This is a genomic window from Rhodopila sp., from assembly GCF_965277825.1.
Taxonomy (GTDB): Bacteria; Pseudomonadota; Alphaproteobacteria; order Acetobacterales; family Acetobacteraceae; genus Rhodopila.
On sequence record NZ_OZ255846.1, the window covers coordinates 5052412 to 5064434 of the forward strand.

At 66.4% G+C, this 12023-nt stretch carries 11 protein-coding genes; 8 read left to right on the forward strand and 3 right to left on the reverse strand.

Annotated elements, in window-relative coordinates:
• Window positions 1-76: 76 nt before the first annotated feature.
• The 3 genes from ACQY4T_RS24330 to ACQY4T_RS24340 all read left to right on the forward strand — a co-directional run bounded on the left by ACQY4T_RS24330 (window position 77) and on the right by ACQY4T_RS24340 (window position 1668).
• Window positions 77-838, forward strand: a complete 762-nt coding sequence (locus tag ACQY4T_RS24330) for a short-chain dehydrogenase/reductase (RefSeq protein WP_428535926.1) — start codon at window positions 77-79, stop codon at window positions 836-838.
• Between the two features lie 87 nt (window positions 839-925).
• The gene (locus ACQY4T_RS24335; protein WP_428535928.1) at window positions 926-1183 is read left to right on the forward strand and encodes a type II toxin-antitoxin system Phd/YefM family antitoxin; all 258 of its coding nucleotides are present in this window, start codon (window positions 926-928) and stop codon (window positions 1181-1183) included.
• A gap of 83 nt (window positions 1184-1266) precedes the next feature.
• Entirely contained in the window at window positions 1267-1668 is a 402-nt protein-coding gene (locus ACQY4T_RS24340) for a type II toxin-antitoxin system VapC family toxin (RefSeq protein WP_428535930.1), read from the forward strand.
• Window positions 1669-1777: 109 nt separating this feature from the next.
• Here the strand turns inward: ACQY4T_RS24340 and ACQY4T_RS24345 are convergent, their stop codons facing one another.
• Window positions 1778-2845 carry an FAS1-like dehydratase domain-containing protein gene (locus ACQY4T_RS24345; protein ID WP_428535932.1) on the reverse strand — a complete coding sequence of 356 codons (1068 nt, stop codon included), beginning with the start codon at window positions 2843-2845 and terminating at the stop codon, window positions 1778-1780.
• Between the two features lie 229 nt (window positions 2846-3074).
• Here ACQY4T_RS24345 and ACQY4T_RS24350 point away from each other — a divergent pair, with 229 nt between their 5' ends.
• The 5 genes from ACQY4T_RS24350 (at window position 3075) to ACQY4T_RS24370 (ending at window position 9372) form a co-directional block, all read left to right on the forward strand.
• Window positions 3075-3647 (forward strand): pyridoxamine 5'-phosphate oxidase family protein, encoded by a 573-nt coding sequence (locus tag ACQY4T_RS24350; protein WP_428535934.1) that lies wholly within the window; start codon window positions 3075-3077, stop codon window positions 3645-3647.
• Window positions 3648-3669: 22 nt separating this feature from the next.
• Window positions 3670-4263: a glycerol-3-phosphate 1-O-acyltransferase PlsY gene (gene plsY, locus ACQY4T_RS24355; RefSeq protein WP_428543061.1), complete on the forward strand. Its 594-nt coding sequence runs from the start codon at window positions 3670-3672 to the stop codon at window positions 4261-4263.
• Window positions 4264-4312: 49 nt separating this feature from the next.
• The gene (dprA, locus tag ACQY4T_RS24360) at window positions 4313-5437 is read left to right on the forward strand and encodes a DNA-processing protein DprA (RefSeq protein ID WP_428535936.1); all 1125 of its coding nucleotides are present in this window, start codon (window positions 4313-4315) and stop codon (window positions 5435-5437) included.
• Between the two features lie 16 nt (window positions 5438-5453).
• Window positions 5454-8231, forward strand: coding sequence for a type I DNA topoisomerase (gene topA, locus ACQY4T_RS24365; protein WP_428535938.1), 2778 nt, complete (start codon window positions 5454-5456; stop codon window positions 8229-8231).
• A 229-nt stretch (window positions 8232-8460) separates the two neighbouring features.
• Entirely contained in the window at window positions 8461-9372 is a 912-nt protein-coding gene (locus ACQY4T_RS24370) for a retroviral-like aspartic protease family protein (protein ID WP_428535940.1), read from the forward strand.
• A 22-nt stretch (window positions 9373-9394) separates the two neighbouring features.
• On the opposite strand, the gene ACQY4T_RS24375 is transcribed toward ACQY4T_RS24370, so the two are convergent.
• Complete coding sequence (locus tag ACQY4T_RS24375) at window positions 9395-10768, reverse strand: aminotransferase (protein WP_428535942.1); 1374 nt, start codon at window positions 10766-10768, stop codon at window positions 9395-9397.
• A gap of 77 nt (window positions 10769-10845) precedes the next feature.
• Window positions 10846-12015, reverse strand: coding sequence for an iron-containing alcohol dehydrogenase (locus ACQY4T_RS24380; protein ID WP_428535944.1), 1170 nt, complete (start codon window positions 12013-12015; stop codon window positions 10846-10848).
• Window positions 12016-12023: the final 8 nt, after the last annotated feature.

The window sequence follows — 12023 nt, forward strand, 5'->3', positions numbered from 1 at the left end:
GACGTGATCCGGTTCACGACGGGCGCCGCGGCGTAAGCTTCCAACGAAGCACTGAACAACAGAAAGGCGGGCAGTCATGGACCTTCAACTGGCGGGCAAGACGGTGCTGATCACCGGCGGGTCGAAAGGCATCGGCAAGGCGGCGGCCGAGGTACTGGCCGAGGAGGGCTGCAACCTGATCCTGGTAGCGCGCGATGGCGCTGTGCTGGACGCGACGGCGGCGGAGATCCGGACCAAGCGGCAAATCAACGTGCGCACCATCGCCGCCGACCTGTCGAGCGACGCGTCGGTCCGCAACGTAGCGCGGGAGGCCGGCGAGATCGATGTGCTGGTGAACAATGCCGGGGCGATCCCGCCCGGCGACGTGGCCTCCGTCGACGACGCAAGGTGGCGCCAGGCCTGGGACCTGAAGGTGTTCGGCTACATCTCGTTCTGCCGGGTGATCTACGCCCAGATGAAGGCGCGCAAGGCCGGCGTCATCGTCAACGTGATCGGCTCCGCCGGGGAGAAGTTTCCGACCAATTATATCGCCGGCGCGGCCGGCAACGCGTCGTTGATGGCGTTTACCAGAGCACTGGGCCGGGGCGCGCCGGCGGATGGGTTGCGGGTGGTGGCGATCAACCCCGGCCCGGTGGAGACCGATCGGTTGGTGATGCTGCGCCAGGCCGAGGCGAAGCAGAAGTGGGGTGATGAGAGCCGCTGGCGCGAACTGAGCGCGGCAATGCCATTCGGGCGCCCGGCGACCCCACGGGAGATCGGCAACGCGGTAGCGTTCCTGGCAAGTTCGGTGTCGGGCTACACCACCGGGACGGTGCTGACGATCGATGGCGGCGGTTGAACGAAAAGTTCCCCGGCAACGCCGGCAAACACTTTACACCGCAGTCTGACTAGCTATATGACCAGTCACTCAACTATAGGAGCAGTCATGCACATCTGGCCAGTACAGGACGCAAAGGCCCGCTTCAGCGAGTTCCTGGACACGTGTCTGGAAGATGGGCCGCAGATGGTATCCCGGCGCGGCACCGAAGCCGCGGTGCTGGTGCCGATCGCGCAGTGGCGCAAGCTGCAGGCGGCAAGCCAGCCGACGCTGAAGCAGTTGCTGCTGTCGGAAACCGCGCGCGCCGATCTGGATGTTCCGGTTCGCGGCAAGCGGCATCGTCGAGTGGCGGAAGCGCTCGATTAGGATCAAGGCTTGGCGCCCGGGGCGATATAAACCCCGGCGCCCCCGGCCGATGATCGGTGTGTCGCGACGAGACGGAGACAGTGGTGTATCTGCTGGACACCAACGTCATATCGGAATTACGCAAGCGCCGGCCGCACCCTTCTGTCGTCGAATGGCTGCGGGGTGTGGCCTCGGACGACCTCTATTTGTCCGCGCTGACCATTGGGGAGCTGCAGGCCGGCGCGGAGATCACCCGAAAGCAGGATCCGGCAAAGGCCGAGGAAATCGAATTCTGGATTGATCAGGTGGCCAATGCCTGGAACGTGCTGGCGCTCGACGCCAGGGTGATGCGAGCCTGGGCACGGCTGATGGTGGGGCGCCAGGACGACTTGATCGAGGATGGCATGATCGCGGCGGTCGCGGTGGCGCACCGGCTGACCGTGGTGACCCGCAACGTCAAGGACTTCCAGCGCTTCGGTGTGGCGATGCTGGACCCGTTTCAGTAGCAGGGCGGCCCGGCGGGATCCCTTCGTGACAGGCCTGGTTTATCAATTGGGCGACCTGCTGGGTACGCGCCCGTTCCGCCGACAGACTGGCCCGGGCATGCGCCTTCCTTCAGACCTGGTAGTGGAAAACCGTAAACTCTTGCGTGCGCACGAGCTCTGCTCGCTGATTGTACAACAACCGTTCCGTTGTGATGAAGTAGCCCTCGCCCAGCTTGGTCTTTTTCTTCTGACCGCAGTGCTTCATCCTCAGCTCGATGCGCGCGGTGTCCCCAGGCATCAGCGGAATAAAGAAACGCGACGCTGCCTGCACCACGGCAATTTCGGGACAGCCCGGCGGACTGACCAAGGTGCCGGCCTGCACCAGACTCTGCCGCAAGGACTGCAACAGCGGAATGCCGGTCAAACCCTGGCGCACCGCATCCGGAATGTGTCCGCCGGGCTTCATGTAACCGACACCCAACGTGGCCGCGGAGCCAGCACCGAAGAACATCGAGGTGGGCGGCGCGGTGATGCTGCCATGCCGGCTCGAGGCAGCGTACCCCTCATCCCAATACAGCGGATTCCAATCCTCCAGTGCCTCGCACCAAAGGTGGATTTCATCCTTGGTCAGCGGTCGCGTCGGCAACCCTCCTGCCTGCCGCGACTTGCCCAGGAACGGGCGGGCGAAATCGGGAAGGTCGGTCGCGGAACTGTCTGTCTGGACGGATCCGGTCGCGTTCAGCGGTCGGGCCTTCTCCCCCGACCGCGACGGCAAGGCCATCGTGGCCGTCGCGGTCGGGGCCTGGGCGGCTAGGGCATGGCCGATATTGAGGTCCACAAGATCGACCAGGTAAGCGCCGTCCTCTGCGCGGTAGCAGCGCCCAACGCGGCCGGTGACCTCAAGCATATCGTTGGTGCAGCTTTGCGTCCGCATACTGAAGCTGAGCGAGCGGATTTCTCCCCCAGGACCGGACCAGTCGGTCAGCAGGCGCCCGAACAGGCCCGCCACGTGCGGCGTCGAGATGAACGCATCCCTGGCGCCGGCCCTGCGCGCATACTCACCGTCGAAATGGACATAATCGTAAAGTCCGCTGGCGCGAACGAAGGCGACGAGCCGCAAAAGGCTGAGCTCATAGGTAAAGGCGGCAAGCGGCTGCCCCGGCTCCACGTCCTCCCAGTAGATGCTATGACGGTCCATCCGACGCTCCTGTCATGGCAAGTTGCCAGCGACCCTACCAGACTGCCAACCATCCAAACGAATGTCCAAGTCGTGCCCACCGCTCGTGGCGGGGCCATGACCAGGCGGAGGCTAATGCTCACCGCGACCATGTCACAACCGACGATCCGTGGTATCATTACGCAACCCTGCGCCGCCGTTCCAAACCGAAGGGCCGGGATGCGGATCGCCCAGTGTCGAGAGGACTCCCATGGCAAAGCAGTTCGCGCACATCGAACCGGCCCACGCCGCATTCATCGCGCAGCAGCATATCTTCTTCACCGCCTCGGCGGCTGCCACCGGCCGCGTCAACGTATCACCACGCGGCACCGACGCATTCCGCGTGCTGGACCCGAACAACGTGGCCTACCTCGACCAGACCGGCAGCGGGAACGAAACGGCCGCCCATCTGCGCGCCTCGGGCCGGCTGACCATCATGTTCTGCGGCTTCGAGGCCGCCCCGATGATCCTGCGCCTTTATGGCCAGGGCCGGTCACTGCCACGCGGCACGCTCGAATACGACGCCGTTCTGGCCGCTGCCTACGAAAATCAGGAAACCCCCGGCGCCCGCCAGATAATCCGCCTCGAGATCGACCTGGTGCAGACCAGTTGTGGCTACGGCGTGCCGCTGTTCGACTACAAGCAAGACCGTGCGACACTTCGGCGCTGGGCGGAAAACAAGGGCGAGGCAGCGGTGGCCGCATACCGCGGCCAGAAAAACGTTTTCAGCCTCGATGGTTTCGAGACCGGGGTCACGGCCGTCGAGCCCGCTCTGACGGACTGACCGCGTGATCCCCGACGGAGTCATGACAATCCTGCTATGCCTGCTCGGCTACCTGCTGGGCTCGATCCCGTTCGGCCTGTTGCTGACCAGCTTCGCCGGCGCCGGCGACATTCGCGGCATCGGGTCGGGCAACATCGGTGCGACCAACGTGCTGCGCACCGGGCGCCGCGGATTGGCTGCCGCTACACTGCTGCTTGACGGAGTCAAAGGCGCCGCCGCAGTGCTGATCGGCGACTGGCTGGCCGGTCCCGACATCGCCATGCTCGCCGGCCTTGCCGCCGTGCTCGGCCACCTGTTCCCGGTTTGGCTTCGTTTCAAAGGCGGCAAGGGCGTCGCAACCGCCCTTGGTGTGCTGATCGCCGCCGCATGGCCGGTCGGTCTGGCGGCGTGCGCGGTCTGGCTGGTGGTCGCCGCGATTGCCCGGCGGTCATCGCTGGCCTCGCTCGCGGCGCTCGCATCGGCCCCCTTGGTCGGCTTGATTCTGGAGGATTTCAGCCTCGTTAAACTGGCCTTAACGATTGCCGTGCTGGTGTTCGTGAGCCACCAGGCCAACATCCGCCGTTTGATCGCCGGAACCGAACCACGCATCGGCCGGCAGAACGCGAAAGGCGCCTGATCCGGCCCGCCCGGCGGTTTTGCCGGCGGCACCATGGGACGCCGCCGCCATGCCAGCCTGGACTGATCAGATCGACCACCTGCGCCTGATCCGCGCCGAGGGCGTCGGCCCCGTCACCTATCGCCGGCTTCTCGACCGCTATCACACGCCGGCCGCTGCCCTTGCGGCACTGCCCCGGCTCGCCCGAGCCGGCGGCCGCCCCGCACCGCCGAGGGTTCCGCCCGGTTCCGAGGCGGCCGCCGAACTCGAGCGCACGCACGCCATCGGCGCTCGCATGGTGTTCCTGGCCGATCCGGATTACCCGCGGCTGCTGGCGCTGCTGGACGACGCCCCGCCGTGCCTGATCATGAAGGGCGATGCAGGACTGGCTGGGCAACGCTGCATCGCGGCGGTGGGCGGCCGCAACGCGTCGGCCAACGGCCAGCGCATGGCGGAGACCCTGGCGGCCGACCTGGCGACGAGCATGGTCGTGGTTTCCGGCCTGGCGCGCGGCGTCGACACCGCGGCGCATCGCGGCGCCATGCGAACAGGGCGCACCATCGCGGTGATCGCCGGCGGCATCGACCAGCCCTACCCGCCGGAAAACGCCGAACTGCACCGCCGGATCGGTGAAACCGACCTGCTGGTCACCGAAGCGGCGTTCGGCACCGAACCGCAAGGCCGCCATTTCCCGCGCCGCAACCGCATCATCGCCGGCCTGTCGCTGGGCGTCGTGGTGGTCGAGGCGGCGTTGCGCTCCGGCAGCCTGATCACTGCGCAGATCGCCCAGGAAACCGGCCGTGAGGTGTTCGCGGTGCCCGGATCGCCGCTCGATCCACGCGCCCGCGGCGGCAACGACCTGATCCGCCAGGGCGCGATCCTGGTGGAAACCGCCGCCGATGTGCTGGGCAACCTGCCGGCCGAACCCGGCCCACCACAGCCGCGCACACGCCGCTTCGGCGAACCGGATCCGACTTTCCCCGGCCCCCCGGCCGCCCTGGAACCGCCCCCCGAGGCGCGCCGGCAGGTGCTGTCGCTGCTGTCGCCGGAACCGACTATGGTTGACGATCTGGTGCGCCATTGCCACTTGACGCCGGCGGTCACAATGGCGGTTCTACTGGAACTTGAGCTCGCCGGGCGTGTAGAGACGCTGGCCGGCAGCCGCGTGGCGCTCTTGCCGGACGCAATCGAGTAGGATACCGCACCGTTCAATGTCAGACGTTGTCGTCGTCGAATCCCCCGCCAAGGCCAAGACCATCAATCGCTACCTGGGTGGCGGCTACACCGTGCTCGCCAGCTTCGGGCACGTCCGCGACCTGCCGCCGAAGGACGGCAGCGTGCGGCCAGACCAGGATTTCGCGATGGACTGGGAATCCGACGCCCGCGGCGACAAGCAGGTCGGCGCCATCGCCCAGGCCCTGAAAGGCGCCAAGACACTTTATCTGGCCACCGACCCCGATCGCGAGGGCGAGGCGATCTCGTGGCACGTGCGCGCCATGCTGGCCGACAAGAAGGCGCTGAAGGGCGTCGCCGTGCACCGCATCAGCTTCAACGAGATCACCCGCAACGCCGTCCGCTACGCCATCGAACACCCGCGCGAACTCGATCAGCCGCTGATCGAGGCCTACATGGCGCGCCGCGCGCTGGATTACCTGGTGGGGTTCACCCTGTCCCCGGTGCTGTGGCGCAAGCTGCCCGGCAGCCGCAGCGCCGGGCGCGTCCAATCGGTCGCGCTGCGGCTGATCTGCGACCGCGAGGCCGAGATCGAGGTTTTCCGGGCGCGCGAGTATTGGTCGATCGAGGCGCTGTTCATCACCCCCGCCGGCGCCCCGTTCACCGCCAGGCTGACCCATCTGAACGGCAAACGGCTGGACCAGTTCGACCTCAACACCGAGACCCTGGCGCTGGCCGCCAAGGCCGCGGTCGAGGCCGCCAGCTTCGTCGTCGGCGCGGTCGAACGCAAACGCGTCAAGCGCAACCCGCCGCCGCCGTTCACCACCTCGACCTTGCAGCAGGAAGCCTCGCGCAAGCTGGGTTTTGGCGCGCAACAGACGATGCGCCTGGCGCAAGGCCTGTACGAGGGCGTCGATATCGCCGGCGAGACCACCGGGCTGATCACCTACATGCGGACCGACGGCGTGCAGATGGCGCAAGAGGCCGTCCACGGCATCCGCGACCACGTCAAACAGAGCTTTGGCGCGAATTACCTGCCCGCCGCGCCGCGCGAATACACCAGCAAGGCGAAGAACGCGCAGGAAGCCCACGAGGCGATCCGCCCGACCGATGTGACAAGGACGCCCGACGCCGTGGCGCGCGGCCTGAACCCCGATCAGCGCCGGCTGTATGAGTTGGTCTGGAAGCGCGCGGTGGCATCGCAGATGCAGTCCGCCGAACTCGACCAGGTCAGCGTCGATGTCACCGATAGCAAGGGGATAAAACTCCGCGCCAACGGCTCGATCGTAGCGTTCGACGGCTTCCTCAAGCTGTATCGCGAGGACACCGACGACAAGGCCGAAGGCGCCCCGGACGAAGACGACAACCGGATGCTGCCGCCGATGAGCGAGCGCGATCCGCTGAAGCGCCAGAAGGTAGACGCCAGCCAGCATTTCACCCAGCCGCCACCGCGTTACTCGGAAGCCAGTCTGGTGAAGAAGATGGAGGAATTGGGCATCGGCCGTCCCTCCACCTACGCCTCGATCCTGTCGGTGCTGCAGGACCGCAACTACGTCAAGCTGGATAAGCGCCGCTTCGTGCCGGAGGATCGCGGCCGGCTGGTGACCGCGTTCCTGGTCAGCTTCTTCGAGCATTACGTCGACACCGGCTTCACCGCCGGGCTGGAAGAAAAACTCGACGAGATCTCGGCCGGCCAGCTCGACTGGCGCAAGGTGATGCGAGCGTTCTGGGAGGAATTTTCCCGCGCGGTCGAGCAGACCCGCGAATTGAAAATCAGCGACGTCATCAACGCTCTGGACCAGGATCTCGGACCGCATTTCTTCCCGGCCCGCGAGGATGGGTCGGATCCGCGGGTCTGCGCCGCCTGCGGCACCGGGCGCCTGGGGCTGAAGCTGGGGCGTTATGGCAGCTTCATCGGCTGCTCGAACTATCCCACCTGCCAGTACACCCGCCGGCTGGCGATCGACGTCGGCGAAGAGGGCGGCGAGACGCTGAAGGAAGGGATGCGCTCGCTTGGCCATCACCCCGATTCCGGCGAGGAAATCACCGTCCGGCGCGGGCCATATGGTCTCTACGTGCAGCAGGGCGAGACCTCCGAAGACAAGAAGCTGCGTCCAAGGCGGACGTCGCTGGCGCGCGGCATGGACGGCGAAAACCTGACGCTTGAACAGGCGCTGGGTCTGCTGGCACTGCCGCGCGAGATCGGGCTGCATCCGGAGACCAAGGAGAAGATCGAGGCCGGGATCGGGCGGTTCGGGCCTTATGTGAAAATGGGCGCGGTGTTTGGGTCGCTGGATCGCGACGACGACGTTCTCGCGCTGGGGCTGAACCGGGCAGTCGATCTGCTGGCCAAGAAGCTGGCCAGCGTGCGCAACATCGGGCCGCATCCGGCGGGTGGCGAGCCGGTCAGCGTGCGCAAGGGCCGCTTCGGTCCGTATGCCCAGCACGCCAAGACGGTTGCCAACCTGCCGCGCGGGATGGCGATGGACGACATCACCCTCGATCAGGCGGTGGCGCTGCTGGCGGAAAAGGGCAAGGCGCTGAAGCCGCGTGGTTCGGCGGCCCGCAAGGGCGGTCGGGCGGGCGCCAAGTCGGCCAGCCGGCCGGCCGGCAAGGACGCGGCGGCCGAGGCGGCTGTGGGTGAGGCCGCGGCTGGGATGGCAAAGCCGAAGCAGGCGGTGGCGGAGAAGAAGACTACCGCCGCGACCGGGAAGAAGCAGGCCAGCGCCGCGACGGGTAAGAAGAAGGCCGGCGCCGCGAAAAAGAAAGCCGCTGCTAAAGCGCCGGCGAGGATGGCCCGCCGGGCAGCCGAGTGAGCGTTGCCGGTTGGGGTCGAGTGGTCGCGGCTATCAGCGACCCGTTGGCGTTATCAGTGTCGGGTGGTCGCGGCTACCAGAGACCATTGGCGTCATCAGTATTGAGACGCAGAACCCACCCAAGCCGGGCTCGGCGCGGCCATGACGTGGCGGGATCGTCCCTAACGGGACCGTATTTGCCGGGACAGATCCTCGCGCGCGTGCTCACGCGCCCGGCCATGAATCCGGAGTGAAAGCCGGCATCCTTCTGGTCCTGGGCTGGCTTCTGATCCTGCCGGCGGCGCGGGCGGCCTGTGTGGTCGACGACCGAGCCAGCGTCCCGCTGGTCGTCGGGGATGGGGCGATCACCGTCGCGGTTGAAGTAAACGGCATCGCCGCGACCTTCGTGCTAGATACCGGGGCCCAGCGCTCGGTGGTCAGCGAAGCGGCGGTGCGGCGCCTTGGGCTGGCGCGGGACGCCTGGATCGGCACCACCATGAGCGGGGTAGGTGGGATCGAGAGCCGGCCCAACGCCGACCCTAGAAGCCTGACGCTGGCTGGTGTCCCGCTGGTTCGCCGGACGTTGACCCACGATAACAGCCTGACGGTCGGGGTCATCCCGCGCACGCGGGTTGGCACGCTGTTGATCGACGGCATGCTGGGGCGCGATTTCCTGTCGCTGTTCGATCTGGACCTCGATGTGCCGGGTCGTCGCCTGACGCTGTATCGGGTGCATGACTGCGCCGGGCGGTTCCTGCCCTGGAACGGCGGCTATGCCGCCATACCGCTGACGATGGAGGCCGAGAACGCACTGGTCGTGCCGGTGGCGGTAGATGGCACGCCGTTGCGCGCGGTGCTCGATTCCGGTGCCAGCGCCAGCCTGATCGGCGCGCCCGGCCTGATCCGGCTTGGGCTGCGCCAGGCAAGTTTCGCCAATGACCCGGCCGATGAGGTCAGCGGACTGGGACCGCGCGTGGTGACGATGCACGAACACCGGTTCCGCTCGCTCCGGGTCGGCGGCGAGAGTATCGAGCGCCCGCTAATCTGGGTTGCGCCGATCCGCTTGACCCCGATCGTCGACATGCTGCTGGGCGCGGACTGGCTGGCCGGGCGGCGGGCATGGATTTCGTTTTCGACACAGCAGTTTTTCGTTGCTAAATGATAATGCTGGTTCTATCGCCCGGTCATGACCTGATTTCGGCCCAGGTGTCATCCAGCGCTCGGACCGTGCGCGACACCGCTTCGTCGATCTCCGGCTCGGTTATGATCAACGGCGGAGAGAACGCGATCCGGTCGCCAACAAAGCGGGTGATCAGCCCGTGTTTCCGGGCATGGCGGTCCACGATGGCACCAACACCGCGGGCCGGATCGAACAGGCCCCGAGTGGTCTTGTCGGCAACCAGTTCGATTCCGGTCAGCAGGCCGACGCCACGTACCTCGCCGACCAGCGGATGCTCGCCCAGCGCGGCAAGTTTTTCCTGCATATAGGGACCCACGCGCCGCACGTGGCCCAGCATGTCCATCTCTTCATAGATACGCAACGTCTCCATCGCCACCGCGGTGGTGACCGGGTGTCCGGCATAGGTGAAGCCGTGCGCGAAGTTACCCAGCTTGCGGCTTTCATCCAGCATCGCCTCGAACACGCGCTGGTTGACCAGCAGCGCCGAGATCGGCTGCATCCCGGCCGACAAAGCCTTGGCGCAGGAGATCATGTCGGGCTTCAGGTCATAAGTCTGGCTGCCCCACATGTTGCCGGTGCGGCCAAAGCCGCAGATCACCTCGTCGGCGATGAACAGCATGTCGTGCTTGCGGACCACCGCCTGGACTTTCTCCCAGTAACTTCGCGGCGGCGTCAGACCGCCGCCGGCGCCCATCACCGGTTCGGCGATGAAGGCGGCGCAGGTCTCCGGCCCCTCATGCAGGATCAGCGCGTCCAGCGCGTCGGCCATGCGGGTGGCGAACTGTTCCTCCGATTCCGCTTCGCTGTGGTGACGGTAGTAGTGCGGATACTCGGTGTGCAGGAAGCCCGGGAACGGCAGGCCGAAATCGGCGTGCATGTCAGGCTTGCCCGATGCGCTGATCGAGGCCGAGGTGCTGCCATGATAGGCCATGCGCCGGCCAATGATCTTGCGTTTCTCGGGCTTGCCGATGGCGTGGTGGTAATACCAGACAAGTTTCAACGCCGTATCGTTGGCTTCCGACCCAGAGCACTGGAACAGCACTTTGCTCATCGGCAGCGGCGCAATCGACAGCAGCTTTTCCGCCAGGTCGACACCCGCCTCGTGGGTGGTGCCGCGATACAGGTGGTAGTACCCCAGCTTGCGCATCTGCTCGTAAGCAACCTTGGCGAGCCGCTCCGACGCATAGCCCAGCGAAGCGCACCACAGTCCAGCAGCGGTGTCGAGATAGCGGGTGCCGTTGTCGTCGGTGACATAGCAGCCTTGGCCCGAGCCAATGACCATCGGGCCTTGCTCGATATGGGTGGCGAGGTTGGTCTGCGGATGGACGATGCTGGCGATGTCGCGTGCCTGCACCGAATTGGGCGTGAGATATGTCAAGGCCGGGTCTCCTGGCGGATCGGATGGCCGGACCAGTGTGCCACGACAGGCGCCGGCCGACCACCAGGCGGCGGAAATTACCAGGCGGCGTCGAGCAACGCGCGCACCGCTAGCGGCCCATCGATCTTGCGCGGGTTAGTGTGTACCCAGCGGTCGTGCATCGATCCGGACGCGATGGCGTCGAGCTGTTCAGGTTTCACGCCCACATCGCGCAGCGTGCCGGGAAGGCCAAGCCTGGCGATCAGTTCGGCGACCGCATCGCCCGCCGTCTTGTCCTTCTGTCCGAGCGCCTCGCTGACCCATCTCTGGCGTTCGGCGTTGACCGGCTGGTTGAAACGCAGCACGTGCGGCAGCATCACGCAGGACGTGTAGCCGTGCGGCACATGGGCGGTGCCCCCCAGGACATGGCCGATGCCGTGGCTGGCGCCTTTGGCGACGCCGTTCTGCGATCCCATGATCGACATCCACGACCCAAGCTGGCAGTTCAGCCGCGCGTCGAGGTCGGCGGCGTCAGCCTTGACCGCCGGCAGTCCGGCGGCGAGCAATCGTAACGCCTGCAACGACGCCCCGTCGGAGAATGGCGTCGGATTGATCGAGCACAGATCCTCCACCGCATGGTCCACGGCACGGATGCCGGTGGACAGGAACAGCCATTCCGGCGTGTGAACGGTTATCGCGGGATCAAGGATCACCGTCAGCGGCATCATCATCGGGTGACCGAAGCTTTCCTTGACGTTGCGGGCGGTGTCGGTGCAGCCGGCGAATGCGGTGAACTCGCCGGCCGAAAGCGTCGTCGGCACATCGACCGAGCGGATCGGCGGCGGCCGCAGCGGCGGCCGTTCGGTCTTGCCGTCGGGGGTGATGACCGCACGGAACCGATCCAGTTGCTCAGGCGCGGTGACGTCGTTGCCAAGGCACAGGCCGACCATCTTGGCCGCGTCGGTGACCGATCCGCCGCCGACGGTCAGCAGCAAATCGGCGCTGGCCACTCGGGCCTCGTTCGCCGCCGCCACCACGTCGGTTCGTGGAGTATGGGCGCCGATTCTGGCGCAGACGCCGGCAAGCCGATTGCCGAGCACGCGGCGGACGCTATCGATGACGTCGGTTTCGCGGTTGAGCGTGCCGCTGGCCATGACGTAAACGGCCTTTGCATCAAGCCGGCTGACTTCCGCCGCCAGCGCCTCCTCGAGCGGGACGCCGTAGACGACGCGGTCCATGGGCGGATAGCGATGCGTGCCGTGGATCATCGATGGGC